Here is an 18403-nt window from a genome sequence, read left to right on the forward strand (position 1 = left end):
ATCCTTTTTTGAGTTTGTTATTCCAGCGATAAATATTGCATCTTGCTGTCAAAAATAAAAGCTTTCTCGGTATGGTTGGTTGCGAGATACGTTTGTAATTCGGCTACGACATCTTCTTGAAACTTAACGATTGCGGCGTGGTCGGTTGCCAGAAACTGTACACAATACGTGTTGCCTTCGTGGGGAGAGTCCAACATTTTTAACAATGTCGTCTCATAATTACTTGCGCGTAAATGTGATTTGAGCCATTGAATCACTTTATGGTGGCTGCTATCCTCGACAATAACGGAGATATTATATAAAATCATGCGCAAAGATACGGGAATAACAAGAAATGAACAAAGCGATATAAATCCCCGTATAGGTTCTTCTATAAAATATCCGCGATTGTGGCATACGAACGCGAATGAAATAGAGATAACCTTGTAAAAATAAGGTTGCACATACTATATTTAATAAAAAAATAACAATATTTGAAATTGCAATAGATTGGAATATGTTTAGATGTTTGCTTTGGGTATTTGCTGTATGTTTCTTTGTCGCTTCCGTTTCATGTGAAAACAAACAAAATACGAAGAAATTAATCCCCATTGAAGATTTTTTCGTCAAGCCGGAAAAAAGTAACTTCAAAATATCCCCGGATGGTCGTCGGATTGCTTATTTAGGGATAGACGACCATTGCAGGAATATTTTTGTTTTGGATTTACAGAACAAAAGAAAATCCAAACAACTTACCTATCAGTCGGATATGAATGTGCAGTATTTTTTCTGGGCGTCTGACTCCTTGATCATATATTCCAATAGTCACTCACCGCAGGATAGTCTGCGTATTTATAGTATCCTTGTCGACACGGAAAAAACAACACCGTTATTGCCCGTTAAGAAAGCTCGATTACGGTGGTTAGCACCGCATACATTATATGGAGATTATTTGCTTGCTACGCTAAACGATCGAGATTCGACCGTATTCGACTTGTATAAAATTTTTGTAGATGGCACGGCTCCCGAATTATTGACACGTAATCCGGGCAATATTTCCAAATGGTTTTCGTCGCCAGATGGAAAAGTACGATTGGCGATGACCAATGATAGCGTACAAGAAAGTATCTTGTACAGAGCGGAAGAGGATATGCCTTTTCGACAAGTTACCACAACCGATTACCAGACATCGATAAGACCTTTGGGGTTTGTGAGGGATTCCGATACGCTCATCTATGCGCTGTCTAACCATAATAGAGATCGATTGTCTTTGGTGGAATACAACGTGTCTACAGGAGAAGAAGAACGGTTAGTCTTCGAAAATTCAGAGGTAGATATTGAGCCAGTCGGATATGCTGAACATCTGCAAGAACTTATTTATAGCCAATACACGATTAATAAGGTGAAAAGACATTTTTTTCACTCCACCGTTCAACAATATTTCGAAAAGCTTTCTGCGAAATTCGATAACCAATCTATTGATATTATTGATACAGATACCAGTATGCGTCAATGGCTTGTTAAAGTTTATACGGACGTAGATGCCGGTGGAATTTATCACTATGATGTGCAACACGATACAGCGGAACTATTGGAAGAGATGAATCCGAAATTATCAGCGGTATCCCTATCTCCGAAAGAACCTGTTGGTTTTCAAAGTCGAGATGGTCTGACATTGCATGGCTACCTAACTTATCCACTAACCGGAAAGCGGGAGGGATTACCGGTAGTCGTACTGGTACACGATGGACCCTATCGTCGCGAAACAAGTGACTTTGATGCGGAGGTACAGTTTCTTGCAAACAGAGGCTATTTGGTGTTTCAATTGAATTATAGAGGATCGGCAGGCTATGGAAAGAAATTCTGGGCAGCTGGATTCAAGGAATGGGGGGGGAAGATACAAGCCGATATGATCGACGGCGTGACTTGGTTGATACATCAAGGGATTGTCGACAAGAATCGAGTGGCTATCATGGGAACTGGTTTTGGAGGGTATTCCGCGTTACATGCAGCTACCTATAATTCATCCTTTTATAAGTGCGCTATTTCCATGTCGGGGTATACCAATTTATTTACCTATTTCAGAGAAATTCCGCCTCATCATCAACACTACGTTCGTCTTTTCTACAATATAATCGGTGATCCAGTTACAGAATACGAGATGTTCAAGGCAATATCACCCGTCTTTCACGCAGATAAGGTGAAAATCCCGGTGCTTTTTGCACAAGGAGGAAAAGATAGATTCAGTTCGTTGACGGACGCAAATCAATTTGTACAGAAATTGAAAAACAATAATGTGCCGATTAAGTATATATATAGAGAAGAGGAAGGAAGACGATTTAGAAGCGAGGAAAACATTATAAACTATTATCAAGAAGTAGAGGCTTTTTTAAATAAGTATCTATAACCGCATGGCGTATAACCAGCTAAAATACCGAAAGAATTTTGGGTTGCTGATTGCTTTTGTAATATTGGTGACGATATTATTTGGTGTCGCTATGCTCGCGGCTCGATCTATGATCGCGAATTTTATCGAAACAGAATTTAACAACAGAAAAGTAGAAGTATTCGATAGATCCGTACAGCCTTTCCATGAGTTTTTTAATGATAAGATCCCTGAGATATCGTATTATCAAGGATATTTGGACTCCGTAAAAGCCGCTTCATACGTTAACGATGTTATTCGAAAATATCCTTTTGTTGATCGCGTTCTTTTTTACGATATTGTTATCACGAATTCCGATTCCATAGATTTAGGTATCAAGTATAATCACTTGCTGCTGTACCCCAAAAACATAACCTCTTTCCATTTAGATAAAGAAAATAGGTTTATTGCCCAACGTCCTGAAAACACACAAACACGCGCTTTTATAGATGATTTTAACACGATGGTGTTGAAGTTTGTCGGCTTTTTAGACCGTGTAAATGAATCGACCAGTATGTCGGACGATGATATTTATCGCGTATTTTACACGTTGAATCCGGGTAAGGTAACTTACATGAATATTCCGCGTATTTCTGACCTATTGGTGTATAAGCATATGATGTTAGCGCCGGATACAAATATTGTTGCCTATGATCAGGATATGTTCATGTTTTTAATTGATCCCAGCAAGATTCAAATTAAAAACGTCGCTTTAAATTTATACGAAAAAATTGAGATACAACCCATTGTTTCGGGTAGCGTGAGTGATCAGAATTTCTATCTGCAAACCGAATTGCCCCTTCCGGGAGCATTGTCTGATTATAAATTGCAGTATACCAGTTCCGAAACATTTATTAATAAAGAAATTAATAGACGGTTCTTCCCAGTCAGCCTTGGTATATCGGGGGTATATCTCATATTGATCTTGATCGCTTATCTGATTTATCGAAATGTAACGATCAATAGTAGACTGTTCCAGTTGCAGTATGATTTTATCAATAATCTAACCCACGAATTTAAGACACCCGTCAGTGTGATTAAGATTGCTGGAAATAACATTCAGAGCAGTGAGAAGCTTTCAACGGAAGAGCAACGTATGTACGGGAAGATTTTAGACCAGGAGGCCGACAAGTTGAACAGTTTGATGAATAAGTTGTTGTCATTTGCACAAATTGAAAACAAATCGATTAAACCCAATAAAGAGGAGGTAGGCGTAGAGGAGTTTTGTGAACCGATTTTCGAGGCTGTCAGATTAAAATATCCTGATTTAAACTTTTCCTATGTGATCGATGTCCAAAACAATATGATGGTGGATACAACACTTTTATTGAGTGTATTCCAAAACCTGATTGACAATGCTTATAAGTATTCGGAATCGGAGCGAAAGTTCCTTGATATCGACGTGCAACAAAACAAGAAAAATTTTGTTATAAAGTTTAAAGATAGAGGGATAGGTATAAATAAAAAGGAATTTAATAGTATTTTTAAAAAATTTTATAGGGTAAAGAATCAATTCAACCAACAAGGAAGCATTGGTTTAGGTTTGGCGTTCTGTAAGGAAATTGTAGATTTCATGGGAGGCGAGATTAAAGTGGATAGTGTGCCAGATCAAGGCACCACATTTACACTGTTCTTACCCCTAGGACCGAAAAGAACTAAATAATATTATGAGTAAAGATATCACTATTGCTGTAATAGAAGACGACGAAAACTTACGTTTTTTGGTAACACACCGTTTGCAAACGGAGGGGTACAAAGTTATTCAGGCCGCCAACGGCCTGGAGGCCGAAGAACAAATACTGCAAGAGAAGCCCGATGTCGTTCTCTTGGATTGGATGCTTCCTGGCAAAGAAGGTATTGATGTGTGTGAATCCGTGCGTCAGGCTGGTTTTGAGAATATCATTATTATGATGACTGCGAAATCACAAGATGTCGACAAAATTGATGCTTATAGCTACGGTGTAACCGACTATATTACGAAGCCGTTTAATATGGACGTGTTGGTCGCTATGATCGAAAACAAAGTTCGATTCTTCGTTCCCAAAAATAGCGATGTGTATACTTTTGGCCAAACGGAACACCACCCCACCATACATTCCTTGGTAAGAGATGGACGTAAGATCGAGTTAACGATCTTGGAAAATCGAATATTGCTTTATTTTCTACAAAATGTGGGAAAGGAAATTACACGAGAGGAGCTTATGGAGGTTGTTTGGGGTTATAGTTCTAATGTCAATACGCGAACGCTCGATATGCACGTGGTACGGCTTCGTAAAAAAATCGAAACGAATCCCGATAAGCCTCATTATTTACAGACTGTCCGCGGATTAGGGTATAAATTTGTCGATACAGACGAGCAAGAATAATAAAAGAAATTTGTTTTATTAGAAGTTGCTCACTATCTTAGCAGACAACGAGCAAGACCATGTTGTCCTGACAAAGGGCGGTATGGTCTTGTCTTTTTTTAATTTTTTTTGTAAACAAATAAGAAGAAATATGGCAGAAGTAACTTATTACACACAAGAGGGTTTAGATAAGCTGAAGCAAGAGTTACACTATCTAAAAACGGAAGGCCGGGCGAGTATTGCGAAAGCCATAGCGGAGGCCAGGGATAAAGGAGATTTATCCGAAAATGCGGAATATGATGCTGCGAAAGAAGCACAGGGTTTGCACGAAGCAAAGATTGCTAAGCTAGAAGGCGTTTTGGCCAGTGCCCGCCTAATCGACGAATCTAGTTTAGATACGTCAAAGGTATTGGCGTTATCTTATGTGAAAATTAAAAACAAGAAAAACAACGCTGTAATGACCTATCAGCTGGTGTCGGAGACAGAGGCTGACTTGAAAGCCGGGAAGATCTCCGTAAAATCTCCTATTGCGCAAGGTCTTCTTGGTAAATCTGTAGGAGAAGTAGCCCAGGTGGAAGCTCCCGCAGGTGTTATGGAGTTCGAAATCTTGGAAATCTCAAGGTAAAAGATATACGGTTATGTGCGGTTTCTGCCATAACCGCACATCATCTAAGAAATTAAAAAAACGGTTGCGAAAGAGCAACCGTTTTTTCTTTACTAGAATTTTCCAATGCGCGTATGTCGTCTGGTTTTTTCTATTTGGATTTGTGCATTTTTGTTTATCTATAAGGGCATACATGAACTCATTTAAAATTCGGTTCGTGAATACTGGGCATTTTATGTAAATTTGTTTGTTTTGTTTAAAAAAGATAAAAATGTCAACAATTTTTTCAAAGATAGTGTCCGGTGAAATTCCAGCTTATAAGGTAGCGGAAAGTATTGATTATTTAGCTTTTTTAGATATTAGTCCTTTGGCTAAGGGACATGTATTGGTGATTCCGAAGAAGGAAACGGATTATATCTTTGATATTAACGATGATGAATATATGGGTATGTGGGTGTTTGCAAAAATTGTGGCCCAAGGTATAAAAAAAGTGTTTCCTTGCCCTAAAGTGGGGGTTGCTGTAGTCGGTTTAGAGGTGGCACACGCGCATATTCACTTAATACCGATAAATAAAGTGGACGATATGAATTTTGCGCGCCCTAAACTGAGCTTGTCAAATGATGAAATGATGAAAATAGCGGAAGATATCAGAGAAGCTATTTCGGAAGTAACTAATCCATAATTAATGATGTCTAATTGGAAAACGAAAAGATTTCAGTTCAGCTGGTGCTGATAGAATAAATGGAAATTATGCAAGATTTATGGCTATCCTTTCAGCAGATGATGGATCCGGAGTATTTATTAAGCCACGGTGGATTCTATCTCGTAGTGCTGATCGTTTTTGCTGAAACAGGTCTTTTCTTTGGCTTCTTTTTACCAGGAGACTATTTACTATTTCTGGCAGGATTGTTTTGTGCGTTAGGGAAAATAGACGTCGATATTGTGACGATGTATATGGGAATTCTCGGAGCCGGTATTTTAGGGAATTTTACGGGATATTGGTTTGGCTATCGAACGGGGCCTGTACTCTTCAAAAGGAAAGATTCTCTTCTTTTCAAACGTAAATACGTGATTATGGCAGAAGAATTCTATCAAAAATATGGTGGAACAGCCTTGGTCATCGGTCGTTTTGTACCGATTGTGCGTACCTTTGCTCCGATATTCGCCGGGGTCGTGAAACTGAATTTTAAAAAATTCGTTTTCTATAATATCTCCGGTGCGTTCTTATGGGTCAGCTTACTCACGTTGAGTGGGTATTTTCTTGGTGTTAAATTCCCCGCTATCATTAATTATGTAGAATATATCATCGTAGCATTGATTGCTATCGCCTTTCTACCGATTGTTATCGCACTTTTTAAAAGGTGGTTAAAGAATAGAAAAAAAGAAACAAATAAAACAAACAGTAATAACAGTAACGTTAATTAATTAATGAACAAACAACATCCTTGGCATCAGATAGCTCCCGGCAGCGACGTGCCAAATTCGGTCAATGCAATCATTGAAATTACAAATGGCTCTAAAGGGAAATACGAATTAGACAAAGAAACGGGACTTCTTTTACTAGACCGTGTTTTGAGTTCGTCGGTAGTATACCCTGCCAACTATGGTTTTATCCCGCAAACGTATTGTGATGATAAAGATCCATTGGATATCTTGGTTATTTGCTCGGTAGATATTTTGCCGATGACATTGGTTGAAGCGAAAGTTATCGGTGTAATGAATATGATTGATGGCGGAGAACAGGATGATAAAATCATCGCCGTAGCAAAACATGACCCTAAATATAGCTATCTGAACCATATGGAAGATTTGGCACCGCATATTATGAAAGAAATCGTTCAGTTTTTTGAAAGCTATAAGGCGCTTGAGAAGAAAAAAGTGAGTGTGGACGGTATCCACGGTCGTGACCGTGCGCAGGAGATTTTATTGGAAAGTATCGAATTATATAAAAAGGAATTCGGTAATAAATAATCTGTAGCATGGCTCTCGATGTTTTTTGGACGGTATTTTTGGTTTTGGCTAATGGTTTTTTCGTTGCTGCGGAATTTGCAATTGTCAAAGTTCGGGCTTCGCAGATTGAGCTTCAGGCAAAATCGGGTAGCAAAGTTGCCAAAATTGCTAAGAATATCACCGAACACTTAGATGGCTATTTAGCGGCTACACAGCTCGGGATTACATTGGCTTCTCTTGCTCTGGGATGGGTGGGAGAGGCTGTAATGACCCGAATTGTTCATGAGTTTTTTGGTTTGTTCAATGTCGAGTTGACTGGAACATTAGCGAAAAACTTGGGACATGTCTTAGCATTTGGTATTATTACATTTTTACATATCGTTTTTGGGGAATTGGCGCCAAAATCGATAGCTATACAACGGCCGGTGGCAACAACCATGCGTATAGCGGCACCATTGCAGTTCTTTTACTACATTTTCAGACCAATTATATGGGTGTTGAATGGGTTTGCTAATTTCTTGTTACGCCTGATAGGCATTGAAGTAAACCCGCATGACGCGCATCACTCTTCCGAAGAATTACAATACCTGTTAGAAAAAGGAAAAGAAAGTGGCGCATTGAATAATGCGGAGCACGAACTTATTAAGAACGTTTTTGATTTCAATGAGCGTATCGTAAAGAATATTATGGTACCGCGTACAAAAATTGTTGCCGTAGAAGTTACAGATACTACAGAAGAACTCATTACGACAGCTACAGAGGAAGGTTACTCCCGAATCCCAATTTACGATGATAATATTGATCAGATCGTGGGAATCGTACACACGAAGGATTTATTGCCCATTATTGTACAGGGGAAGGAAGTCGTCTTAAAAAATATCATACGTAAGCCTTATTTTATTCCCGAAACGAAGAAAATCAACGACTTGATGGCAGAATTCCAGCAAAAGCGGATTCAGATTGCTATTGTTTTGGACGAATTTGGTGGTACGGCAGGCATGGTAACACTGGAAGATATCGTCGAGGAATTAGTTGGCGAAATTCAAGATGAGTATGATGAGGAAACACCGGTTGTGGAAAAAATTTCGGAAACGGAATATATGGTGGATGCCGGTGCTAGCGTACACGACGTTAATGGATATTTACCACTAGAACTACCCGAGAGTTCTGACTATGACACCATGGCCGGTTTAGTGAGTCACTATTTTGAAAAGATTCCCGATGTGGGGGAGGTTCGCGTGGCCGCGGGTTATTCATTCACGATTATGAAGAAAACCCAGCAAAACATTGAATTCGTGAAATTGGAACTGCTAGAGACACCATACGATGATATTGATGAAGAGTAGAACCTCATAACGTTCAAACATGCATTTGTTTTACACACCCACTATCGAGCCGCATTATACAGAATTCATGCTTACCGAAGACGAAAGTAAGCATGCTGTTCGGGTGCTGCGCCTAACCGCTGGGGATGACATCTATTTGATTGATGGTGTTGGAGGGTGGTATACGGCTAGAATTTTGGATCCGCATCCCAAGCGAACAACATTGTCTATACTGCAGGTAAAACAGGGTTATGAAAAGCCAGCATATTACTTACATGTTGCCGTAGCACCGACTAAAAATATCGATCGGATGGAGTGGTTTTTAGAGAAGGCCACGGAAATTGGTATACAGGAGATCACACCGATTATTTCGGATCGTTCGGAACGCAAAGAAATAAAGTTGGAGCGCTTAAATAAAGTCGTTGTCTCGGCGATGAAACAATCGCTTAAGGCGTACCTCCCGAAGATAAACCCAGCAATTTCGCTTTCGCATTTCTTCGAGCAGATAAAATCAGAAGAATATACCACCACAACGATTGCGCATTGTGCCGAAGGGCAAAAACAATATTTAGCCGATATTTGTTCGCCGGAAGAGAAATATTTAATCCTGATAGGACCAGAAGGCGATTTTTCTGAGAACGAAATTGCACAGGCGTTATCTTTAGGATATCAACCTGTTTCATTAGGAAGCAGTCGTCTCCGCACCGAAACCGCTGCGCTAGCAAGTTGCATGGAAATAGCGCTACTGAACCGTTCTTTTTAAAAGAAGGTTTTCTTTAATCAAATTTCTTTTACTCCTTTTTTCTTGACAAAAAAGGAGACAAAAAGTCAAGACTGAATATCGTTCTGCTATTTTTCTTTGTCTATTCCTAAACAAAATAAACTCGCTATGCTCGGACAGTATTTTGTTTTTTACGGAATAATCTTCAGAAAAATGGCCGTAGAACGATATAAGGTCGTTTTAATCCGCACAGTAGCTATTTATTATTGATCGTTCATGTCAACGCGGGTGCACTATCCCTTCCTTAACCTTAATTGTCGCATCCGGATTTTTGACAACTGTAGAAATCCTCTCCTTGCACTTTCCCGCCCTTTCAAACATCCGAAGCGACGAGCTTTTTGTTTCTTTTTCGCGGAGAAAAAGAAAGAAGAAAAAGTTATTTAACTAACACAGCATCTACAATTTGAATCTCTGCATTCCCCTTTAGAGGTTCCGGATTAAACACCATTTTACCTTTTACCTTAATGGGTTCCTCTGTAAACCTTACAGATTCCGTCTTCATGAAAATTTCGACCATGGGAGGTATACCATTGCTTCCACAGAAAGCGCATTGCATAACGGGAAGCACCGATAGCATAAACGTCTGGTGATTGCGACCACTGTTTAATGGCACAAGATAGCCCGGAAGTTCTACCACTTTGTTTTCTAAGGCTTTTAGAACGGGTGGATAGTGGGGGGTATATACCTTTTTATTGTTCTCTGTAGTCACTTTATACATCATTTTATCGACAGCTTCCCAAGTGCTGTTCATCATAGGCGTATGGTCAGGCACATTGGCATCTGGAAATTGTCCGATTTGAGCTTTTGCCAAACCCGATGTAAATACAGTAATAATAAATGCTAATATATAGATCTTTTTCATCTTCATTTATCTGCTAAAATTGTTGAAATGGATGTTTTGTAGGCTTTAATAGCCGGAATAATTGCCGCTAAGATGCCGAGCAGGCAAGCAGCGAGGACTAAAACCAGTTCCCGTCCGTGAATATGAAAAGCCTCCATAAAATCTGCACTTTCAGTGGTTTGCTGACTAATAGCATACAAGGCCCCATGTCCAAGCAGTAATCCAAGTACTCCACCTACCCATGTAATCACTAAACCTTCGACTAATACCAAGCTGAAAAGTTTAGTTTTAGATGCGCCCATTGAACGCATGATAGCGAGGTCGTATTTACGCTCTTTCAAAGCGTTATAAAGACTAATAAACACACTTAGACCTGCGATAAGCATGATAATATAAGCCAGGATAGCAAGAGAATCTAATCCTACGCCCATTAGTGAGAATAAACGGGAGCTTTCGATTGCCGGCGATGCAGCCTGCATATCGGTTGATTCGTTCACCAAACGGGGAATAACCCCCATTGCCGCCGGCGAACTATATTTGATCAACAAGGCTGTCACTTCCTCACCGCGGTCTTCCAGCATATCCGCTCCAATGCTTTTGACGAACATATCTTTCGGTTTTTCAGAAACCATTTCATCATGATCGTGTACATCCTCGTCATGTTTATGCTCTCCATGTGCATGCTCGGTATGGTGCTCGTGTACATGGTCGCTGTGATCATGTTGATGGGCTTCGTGCTGATCATCGTCGTGTTTATGATCCGGATCGTGGTCATGCTCATGCGGTTCCCCATGTTCGTGTTCATGGTCATGCTCGCCATGGTGGAGCCCATGCACATCCCACACGCTTTCCAGATTGCATAAAATAAGGTTGTCCACAATAGATCCCGATTTTTCCAAAATACCGACTATTTTAAACGGATGCTCGTCGTGCACATGTCCATCTTCCGAAAGACCATGAGCTGTATGAAATTCATCACCAATTTTCAGGCCCCTTTTGCGCGCCACCTCGCTCCCTATTACAGCTTCAAACGATGTTGTCCATGGTTCACCGTTTTCTATGGATAGTCCATATAGCTCCAAGTAAGAAGGCTCTGTACCAATGACGCGGTGTCCTTTGAAGTTATCACCTAAAGAGATAGGAACCGCCATCTCGATAAACGGATTTTCGCCGAGTTGCCTGGCCTCTGCCAATGCGATATTACCGGTGGGGTTGTCTACATGGTAAAGCGAACTCAGAATGAGCTGCAAAGGACTTCCCTTTGCTCCGACGACAAGATCGATGTTTTTGGTGTTATTGGTGAGTTGCTTTTCGAACGTATCTCCCGTGATGTAAATAACACACAAAATGGCCACACCGAAAGCGGTGAGTAATATGCTGAGTAAGGTAGAGCCCAGTTGTTGGGTAATGTTTTTCCAGACGAGTTGCAAATTGTTCATGCCTAAAGCTGATAAGAGTTAGCGAATTGATCCTTGATACGCTTATCGTGGGTAGCGATAAGTAGGGTAGAGCCGTAGTCGCTAGCAATGTTGAAAAGCAACTTTAATACGAGATCCGTATTTTTATCATCTAACGATGCCGTAGGCTCATCTGCTAGCAATAACCCCGGACGATTAACGACGGCCCTGGCTATGGCAACACGTTGTTTTTGGCCGCGGCTCAATTGGCTTGGCAATACTTGAGCTTTCTCCTTTAGTTGCAAATAATCCAACAGCTCGATAATAGTTTGTTCATCCACTGGATTTTTAGCTAGGCTCTGTGCCAGCTTGATATTTTCGGTTATGGTGAGGTTTCGTAGAAGATGCGCTTCCTGAAATATAAAGCCAAGATTCTTTGCACGGAAAGCATCCAGCGTCGTGCCGTTCATGGTATATAAAGATTGACCCATCAAGTGAACTTCGCCGGTAGTCGGTTTGGACAAACCACTCAATAAGTGTAAAAGTGTCGTTTTGCCACTCCCGGAGTCGCCTAAGAGCAAGCTATGTTGGTTTTTCGCTATATGGATGTCAGGAAAGTCCAATTTAACACTTTGTGGGTATTGGTAACTTAACCCGACGGACGATAGTATCGTATCTGCCATAGTTGTTGTTTTAAGGCACCAAATTACTAACTATTATACACAACTCCGAATAAACAAATGAGGGATGCTAGGATTTAACGAAAAAAATACAAATCGCCCTAACAAAGGTTAACAATTTATTAACAAACAAGTGATGTTTTAATAATTTAGTGTTAACAGTTAGCTAATATTATGCTCATAATATTGCAACATAATATTAACACACGATGATTAAGTTTAGTTATTATGTTGCTTTAATCGTTACGCTAGTCACTGTACAGGCTGCGCGGGTTAACGCACAACAATTTGGGGTAAAAGGGAAGGTCTTAGATATTGAAACCTATCAACCTATTTCTGGCGTGAGCATCAAAATCGCGAACACGCAATATGCAACCTCGACGGACAATGCCGGAGAGTTTTCGATTACATTACCGGAGAAACAGACGGAATATGTTCTTGTCAGTACGTTCGTAGGATACGATACCGATTCTACCGCATTCAACGTGGGAGCCAGCGAATGGGAATATGTACCGGTAGTGATGGTCAATGCGAATTCTACGTTAGAAGAGGTCGTCATTACGAGAAGGAGAGAGCGCATCAGTGAAGCGGCTCTGTTGGCAGAGCGTAAGGCGTCTAACTTAATGTTAGAAAAAATTGGTGCACAGGAGTTGTCGAGAAAGGGAGTTAGTAATGCGGAAGCTGCATTGACAAAAATGAGTGGAGTAACCAAATCTGCAAGTGGAGCGAATGTATTTGTACGTGGTCTAGGTGATCGTTACAACAGTTCATCATTAAACGGTTTGGCGCTCCCGTCAGAAGATCCATTGAATAAGAATATTTCCTTGGATTTCTTCGGTACGGGCATTATTCAAAGTATTGGGGTAAATAAAACGTTTAATCCTGCTATCGGGGGAGATGTTGCTGGTGCGAATATAGATATCGTATCTAAGGAATTATCGGAGGAAGCTTTCTTTGAAATAGGCGCTTCAGCAGGCGTTAACTCTCAGGCGGTTAAAGCAACAGACTTTAAGCGTATTTCCGGAACGAATTGGTTCGGTTCACTACAGGAGAGAACACATTCGATTACGGATCTCTCACAATACCAGTTTAAAAACAGCTGGGATCCGAAGAATGTAAAAAATCCCGTAAATTCTAGTTTTTCTTTGTCTGGCGGAAAAAAATTTAGAATAGGTGATGGAAATCTAGATGTATTTTTAACCGGAAACTTCAATTCCGAGTATCGTGATTTTGATGGTATTTCCAGACAGACGCTGCAAAATGGAAATATCCTGATTGATCAAAATATGCGTCGATCTCAATACAATGTTTCGAAGACCGGTATGGCTAACTTGAAATATACGTTTAATAACAACTTTATCGCATTTAATTCTTTATATATCAATGATCAAATGCAAGATTTTGGGCATTATTATGGCAAGCACGAAGCTATCAATATCGGTGATAAGCGCTTGTTTCAAAGAAGCTACGTTGTTGACAATAATCTATATGTCAATCAATTATTGTCGAAATTGAATTTGTCGGAAAATTGGCAATTGGACTTAGGTGTAGGCTATAATGTTGTAAACGGGATAGAGCCAGATCGTCGTACGACCAATCTATATGAGCGTGACGGCATCATACGTGTATTGAACGATGGAAGAGGGACAGATAACGAACGTTATTACTCAGATATGTTTGAAAAAGGATGGACTGCAAAAGCTCTTGCTACTTACAAATTTAATAATGACGACAATTTCGATAGAAAAATCGAATTTGGATACAATGGTAGTACTGCGAGGCGAGAATTCAACGCCAATATTTTTGTCCACAATTTAAGGATGCCTTACGAAGTTGATAATATTGATGTACATTTTGATGATATTTTTAGTGGGGCTGCTCAAGATGCTGGAAGATACTATCTAGAAACACTCGGTAGTACGCTTAACCCATATTGGTATAAAGGCGATAAACAATCACATTCTGCCTTAGCTTTTGGAACATACCAGTTTACTGACAGATTTACTGCGGTATTAGGTTTACGCTATGATAAGGTCATGCAAGAGGTTACTTTTTTTACGCAAAACTACAGTAGTGATCTGAACGGTCCTTCCAAAATTGATAAGGACTTCTTCCTTCCTAGTTTGAATCTAAAATATGTCTTAACAGACAAAAGTAATCTAAGAACATCTTTCAGCAAGTCATATACTTTGCCCCAATTTATAGAACTAGCACCTTTTCGGAATACATTTGCGACCTATAAATCAGAGGGTTATCCAGATCTAGTGCCTGTTGAGAACTATAATGTAGATGTAAAATGGGAACTTTTCCCATCGGACAGCGAATTAATTGCTGTGGGAGCATTTTATAAACAGCTTAAAAATCCGATAGCAAGAACGGAAATGCCGGTTGCGGGTAATACCGTTTCATATAGGAATGTAGGAACGACCGCACAAGTTGCAGGTGCAGAAATCGAAGTGAAGAAGAACTTGTTTAAAACGCAGACAACACATGGTGAAAATGTGCTTTCTGCGGGTGCGAACTTATCTTATTTATATTCGATGCAAGATTTGGCAACTTCGCCAGCCGAATTTACAGAAGATGAAAGTGCTTTGCAGGGCGCATCGCCGTTCTTGGCAAACGCCGATGTATCTTATTTATTCCATGGACGGAAATGGAATGTTACGTCGTCTGTTGTGTTTAATTATTTCAGCGATCGTATTTATACCATCGGAACACGAGGATTTAATAATATTGTCGAAAAAGGGGTTCCCGTTTTAGATTTTGTAGCTAATGCCTCCATTAACAAGAACTGGGGAGTGAATATCAAAGCTCGTAATATCCTGAATGCAGCAATTGAGCTAGAACGTGAGTCTAATTCAGGCGAAAGTATCGTGTTGGAATCCTATACAAGAGGAGTAGATGGGAGTATTGGTGTTTCTTATAAGTTTTAACAGTAAGATAACATCAGCTTAATGATGGATTTAAAAGAGAAGATTAATATTGCACTATAAAAATGAAGAAGATTATGAAAACAAAATTACTTGCAATCGTAACCGTTTCTGCGCTAGCCTTTACAGCTTGTTCAGATGACGACAATCCAACACCAGGACAAGAAGATGTGGTTTTAACGGAGTTAAAAGGCAATATCACTGGAAATGCTACGCTAGGATCCACTAATGTTCCCTTGAGTGGTGCAACGATCGTCAGGGAAGGAGCAACGTTAACCATTCCTGAAGGAACAACGATCACGGCAGATGCGGCTGGAACAGGAACATATTTGTTGGTGGAGCGTGGGGCTAAAATTATTGCTGAAGGTACGGCCGATAACCCGATTGTATTTACATCTTCAGGAGGCAAGTCTGCTAGCTGGGGAGGACTGTTAATAAACGGCTATGCACCTATCTCACGTTCTGAAGGTGGTTCTCTTGAAGCAGCTACTGAAATTGCGGGAAATATTATGTTTGGTGGTGATAAACCCAACGATAATTCTGGTATCCTAAAATTTGTTAAAATTGAATACTCAGGCGCTAAAATTGATAATGATGCGGAACACAATGGATTAACATTGAATGGAGTAGGAAACGGTACTGTCATTAGCGATATCTTTATCGTTGACGGAGCAGATGATGCGATCGAATTCTTTGGCGGAACAGTTAATGTAACTAACTTGTTAGTGGTCAACTCGGAAGACGATATGTTTGATTTCTCGCAAGGGTACAGTGGTACACTGGCGAATGCATATGGTGTATGGGAACCAAGTTATGTAAGTACTTCTAGTGATCCACGTGGTATAGAAGCTGACGGTAACTTAGACGGTGACGGTCCAGATGACATAAATCAATCAAATTTTACGGTCAAAGATATGACGATTGTAAACCGATCGCAAGCAGATATGAATGACATGATCAAAATCAGAAGAGGTGCTACGGCCACAATTACTAATCTTTTATTAGAAATTGCAGAAGGTGCTAAGTTTGTGGAGACTGATATCATTGATTTTGAAGATGGTAAAGGTGCGGGTGAAAGCACTTCTTCTATTACGTATACTTTCAATCCAGCATCTTTGTTTGATGCGTCCAAAGTGAAAGACGAAGGTGCTACAATCACGAAAAACGATTCGCAAACAGGTGCAAATACTTCAGTATTCAGCTGGACAGGTTATTCTTTCTAAGCTTGTGTAAAAAGCGGATACGCTTCAGAACATAAAAAATACCTCTCAAAAAGCCGGCTTCCTATAAGGAGCTGGCTTTTTTTTGGTGTTTTAACAAAACGATAATATTGCTCTCATTAACGGATGACATTAAATTTGTTATTTCGGCTAACTAGCAAAAGAATATGATAAAGATTAAATTTATACTTCCATTAACGATGATAATGGTTAGTTGCTTCATCGGCTGTGAGAAAAATACGTCAGATGAGCCTGAAATAACGGATTCGGAAATCGTAGAACCAACATTAGAAGAACCAATAGAACTCAAATTTGTGATTAAGAACCTCGCGGAGGGCAATAGTACGACAGATGTAGAAGGGTATGGCGAGCTTAATTTTTTAGGGTTTGGCTATGATGTTACCGGTAAATATTCTCATAAGAGTTCCGTTAGAGAGGCTATAATTAATACACCGACATTTGGACAAGACAATCCCAGCCGTCTTGATGTACGATTTATTCGTGAAGCGAGTTTTACAACCGTTTATGGCGTCGATTCGGAGGATTTTACAAATTGGTTGACAGATGAAACGACTGATACCAATTACTTTAAGGGCAATATCATACATCCTTTTCCAAATACCGATCCCAAAGGAAGTAAATACGTTTATGGGCTGTATGATACCTATATACAACACAAACGACTCAGAATATTTCGAAATCCCGGAGAAAACCGTTTGATACGGTATTTGACCAAAAATTTTCAAACCGACAGCGAATCTCTGAAACCAGCGGAACTTGTTGAAAAATATGGCACACATGTGTTACTTTCTTTGTTTACCGGAGCTAAGCTAAGCTTAGATTACCAAGCCGAATATACAGGGAAAGACAGACAAAATGCTGTGAAGAACAGTTTTAACCTTGGTCTAAGTGAGTGTTTTGGATTTTTTTATGGCTCTTTTGATCCAATAGATTCAACGGCGCTCAAGGATGTGGGTACTCCGATAATCGCTTTCGAAGCAATTGGAGGTGATCCATCTAAAATAGTAATAGATAATACGCGAGGTTATAATCCAAAGGTTAGTATTTCGGAATGGTCAAAAAGTGTCAACGAAGATAATCATCGGTTTGTATATATTGATGGTCTCGATAACTTGTTGCCTATTTCAGAGCTTATAGAAGATGCTGAGAAAAAACAAAAGGTAGAGGTTTATATTAATGACTATATTAAGGCGAATGAAGTGAAGTTGAACAACTAACTAGCAAGATGCGCTTGTTGACAGCCTGAGGTGCGCTGTTCAGTCGCTACAATAATTATATGAGCGAATGGAAGGGACAGGATGAAGATCAGGTCTATCTTGTGTATGGCCCGCCGATGCGTAAACAAGCGCTTAAAGATGGGTGAACACTTATAGCGTATGCTTATAAAGCACTGGATGGAGACAGCATAATCACATGCGGGATTAGATTCAAGCTGCATGATGGTGTTGTTGAGCAAGCGAACTACGGAGGTAATTACGGTGCGGTATCACGTTTTGTGAAAGGCCTTGGAAAGTAGTGTCTAGTCGTATTCCGAGAAAATAGCCATTTTGTACATTTACATAGAGCCTTCCGCAATGTAGTTAGCGGCTATGTACAGTGACATAATCAACAAAGCAAAGTAGTTGTCGGCTTTGACGGGTTACAATATATACTTGTTGCTTGACATAACGGCTACGTCACTCTAATGGGCGACTAACTAAAGTGACATAATCCATTTGTCCCCGCTCAAGTGAAACATGCCGTCTGCTTTAACGGCGATGTCCATGTAATCGACGACAAAGTCACGGAACAAGATCAACAACCCATCTGACAACGAAAAGATGTTCCGTGCCGGCATTGACATGTAACCGTACATAATCGCTTAGACCTATCCAAAACGTTTGTGAGTCAAAAGTGAGTTTTCAC

At 40.0% G+C, this 18403-nt stretch carries 17 protein-coding genes; 12 read left to right on the forward strand and 5 right to left on the reverse strand.

The features are described from left to right. Positions 1-17: 17 nt before the first annotated feature. Positions 18-308 (reverse strand): DUF4286 family protein, encoded by a 291-nt coding sequence (locus tag H8B17_RS05900; protein WP_190308193.1) that lies wholly within the window; start codon positions 306-308, stop codon positions 18-20. Positions 309-496: 188 nt separating this feature from the next. Here H8B17_RS05900 and H8B17_RS05905 point away from each other — a divergent pair, with 188 nt between their 5' ends. From H8B17_RS05905 to H8B17_RS05945, 9 genes are all read left to right on the forward strand, one after another. Then, the gene (locus H8B17_RS05905) at positions 497-2386 is read left to right on the forward strand and encodes a S9 family peptidase (RefSeq protein WP_190308194.1); all 1890 of its coding nucleotides are present in this window, start codon (positions 497-499) and stop codon (positions 2384-2386) included. A 4-nt stretch (positions 2387-2390) separates the two neighbouring features. Continuing rightward, positions 2391-4067, forward strand: a complete 1677-nt coding sequence (locus H8B17_RS05910; protein ID WP_190308195.1) for a sensor histidine kinase — start codon at positions 2391-2393, stop codon at positions 4065-4067. A 4-nt stretch (positions 4068-4071) separates the two neighbouring features. Beyond that, positions 4072-4770: a response regulator transcription factor gene (locus tag H8B17_RS05915; protein WP_190308196.1), complete on the forward strand. Its 699-nt coding sequence runs from the start codon at positions 4072-4074 to the stop codon at positions 4768-4770. 130 nt (positions 4771-4900) lie between these two features. After that, positions 4901-5374: a transcription elongation factor GreA gene (greA, locus tag H8B17_RS05920; RefSeq protein ID WP_190308197.1), complete on the forward strand. Its 474-nt coding sequence runs from the start codon at positions 4901-4903 to the stop codon at positions 5372-5374. A 250-nt stretch (positions 5375-5624) separates the two neighbouring features. Beyond that, the gene (locus H8B17_RS05925) at positions 5625-6035 is read left to right on the forward strand and encodes an HIT family protein (RefSeq protein WP_190308198.1); all 411 of its coding nucleotides are present in this window, start codon (positions 5625-5627) and stop codon (positions 6033-6035) included. A gap of 68 nt (positions 6036-6103) precedes the next feature. Continuing rightward, positions 6104-6778 (forward strand): DedA family protein, encoded by a 675-nt coding sequence (locus H8B17_RS05930; RefSeq protein WP_190308199.1) that lies wholly within the window; start codon positions 6104-6106, stop codon positions 6776-6778. 3 nt (positions 6779-6781) lie between these two features. After that, a complete protein-coding gene (locus tag H8B17_RS05935; RefSeq protein ID WP_190308200.1) occupies positions 6782-7324 on the forward strand; it encodes an inorganic diphosphatase in 543 nt (180 codons plus the stop codon). An 8-nt stretch (positions 7325-7332) separates the two neighbouring features. Continuing rightward, positions 7333-8649 (forward strand): hemolysin family protein, encoded by a 1317-nt coding sequence (locus tag H8B17_RS05940; protein ID WP_190308201.1) that lies wholly within the window; start codon positions 7333-7335, stop codon positions 8647-8649. 19 nt (positions 8650-8668) lie between these two features. After that, positions 8669-9391, forward strand: coding sequence for a 16S rRNA (uracil(1498)-N(3))-methyltransferase (locus H8B17_RS05945; protein WP_190308202.1), 723 nt, complete (start codon positions 8669-8671; stop codon positions 9389-9391). 394 nt (positions 9392-9785) lie between these two features. Here the strand turns inward: H8B17_RS05945 and H8B17_RS05950 are convergent, their stop codons facing one another. Genes H8B17_RS05950 through H8B17_RS05960 form a run of 3 tightly spaced genes read right to left on the reverse strand, consistent with a single transcriptional unit; the run spans position 9786 to position 12330 of the window. Beyond that, positions 9786-10271, reverse strand: coding sequence for a hypothetical protein (locus tag H8B17_RS05950; protein ID WP_190308203.1), 486 nt, complete (start codon positions 10269-10271; stop codon positions 9786-9788). 2 nt (positions 10272-10273) lie between these two features. Beyond that, entirely contained in the window at positions 10274-11689 is a 1416-nt protein-coding gene (locus H8B17_RS20745) for an ABC transporter permease (RefSeq protein ID WP_190308204.1), read from the reverse strand. A 2-nt stretch (positions 11690-11691) separates the two neighbouring features. Further along, on the reverse strand, positions 11692-12330 hold the full coding sequence (locus H8B17_RS05960; protein ID WP_190308205.1) for an ABC transporter ATP-binding protein: 639 nt from the start codon (positions 12328-12330) through the stop codon (positions 11692-11694). A gap of 206 nt (positions 12331-12536) precedes the next feature. On the opposite strand from H8B17_RS05960, the gene H8B17_RS05965 reads away from it, so the two are divergent. From H8B17_RS05965 to H8B17_RS05975, 3 genes are all read left to right on the forward strand, one after another. After that, on the forward strand, positions 12537-15260 hold the full coding sequence (locus H8B17_RS05965) for a TonB-dependent receptor (RefSeq protein WP_190308206.1): 2724 nt from the start codon (positions 12537-12539) through the stop codon (positions 15258-15260). Between the two features lie 167 nt (positions 15261-15427). Continuing rightward, positions 15428-16480, forward strand: a complete 1053-nt coding sequence (locus tag H8B17_RS05970; RefSeq protein WP_223816377.1) for a hypothetical protein — start codon at positions 15428-15430, stop codon at positions 16478-16480. A gap of 164 nt (positions 16481-16644) precedes the next feature. After that, positions 16645-17715, forward strand: a complete 1071-nt coding sequence (locus tag H8B17_RS05975; RefSeq protein WP_190308208.1) for an MAC/perforin domain-containing protein — start codon at positions 16645-16647, stop codon at positions 17713-17715. Positions 17716-18194: 479 nt separating this feature from the next. On the opposite strand, the gene H8B17_RS05980 is transcribed toward H8B17_RS05975, so the two are convergent. Beyond that, positions 18195-18341, reverse strand: a complete 147-nt coding sequence (locus H8B17_RS05980) for a hypothetical protein (RefSeq protein ID WP_190308209.1) — start codon at positions 18339-18341, stop codon at positions 18195-18197. Positions 18342-18403 lie beyond the last annotated feature (62 nt).

The sequence above is a fragment of the Sphingobacterium arenae genome (assembly GCF_014692505.1).
GTDB classification, from domain to species: domain Bacteria; phylum Bacteroidota; class Bacteroidia; order Sphingobacteriales; family Sphingobacteriaceae; genus Sphingobacterium; species Sphingobacterium arenae.

Excerpts from the sequence above, each read along its gene's own strand:
- H8B17_RS05950 (WP_190308203.1), bottom strand. The coding sequence starts at position 10,271 with ATGAAAAAGATCTATATATTAGCATTTATTATTACTGTATTTACATCG.
- H8B17_RS05910 (WP_190308195.1), top strand. The coding sequence starts at position 2,391 with ATGGCGTATAACCAGCTAAAATACCGAAAGAATTTTGGGTTGCTGATT.
- H8B17_RS05945 (WP_190308202.1), top strand. The coding sequence starts at position 8,669 with ATGCATTTGTTTTACACACCCACTATCGAGCCGCATTATACAGAATTC.
- H8B17_RS05905 (WP_190308194.1), top strand. The coding sequence starts at position 497 with ATGTTTAGATGTTTGCTTTGGGTATTTGCTGTATGTTTCTTTGTCGCT.
- H8B17_RS05975 (WP_190308208.1), top strand. The coding sequence starts at position 16,645 with ATGATAAAGATTAAATTTATACTTCCATTAACGATGATAATGGTTAGT.
- H8B17_RS05900 (WP_190308193.1), bottom strand. The coding sequence starts at position 308 with ATGATTTTATATAATATCTCCGTTATTGTCGAGGATAGCAGCCACCAT.
- H8B17_RS05925 (WP_190308198.1), top strand. The coding sequence starts at position 5,625 with ATGTCAACAATTTTTTCAAAGATAGTGTCCGGTGAAATTCCAGCTTAT.
- H8B17_RS05980 (WP_190308209.1), bottom strand. The coding sequence starts at position 18,341 with ATGTCAATGCCGGCACGGAACATCTTTTCGTTGTCAGATGGGTTGTTG.
- H8B17_RS05960 (WP_190308205.1), bottom strand. The coding sequence starts at position 12,330 with ATGGCAGATACGATACTATCGTCCGTCGGGTTAAGTTACCAATACCCA.
- H8B17_RS05915 (WP_190308196.1), top strand. The coding sequence starts at position 4,072 with ATGAGTAAAGATATCACTATTGCTGTAATAGAAGACGACGAAAACTTA.
- H8B17_RS05965 (WP_190308206.1), top strand. The coding sequence starts at position 12,537 with ATGATTAAGTTTAGTTATTATGTTGCTTTAATCGTTACGCTAGTCACT.
- H8B17_RS05940 (WP_190308201.1), top strand. The coding sequence starts at position 7,333 with ATGGCTCTCGATGTTTTTTGGACGGTATTTTTGGTTTTGGCTAATGGT.
- greA (WP_190308197.1), top strand. The coding sequence starts at position 4,901 with ATGGCAGAAGTAACTTATTACACACAAGAGGGTTTAGATAAGCTGAAG.
- H8B17_RS20745 (WP_190308204.1), bottom strand. The coding sequence starts at position 11,689 with ATGAACAATTTGCAACTCGTCTGGAAAAACATTACCCAACAACTGGGC.
- H8B17_RS05930 (WP_190308199.1), top strand. The coding sequence starts at position 6,104 with ATGCAAGATTTATGGCTATCCTTTCAGCAGATGATGGATCCGGAGTAT.
- H8B17_RS05935 (WP_190308200.1), top strand. The coding sequence starts at position 6,782 with ATGAACAAACAACATCCTTGGCATCAGATAGCTCCCGGCAGCGACGTG.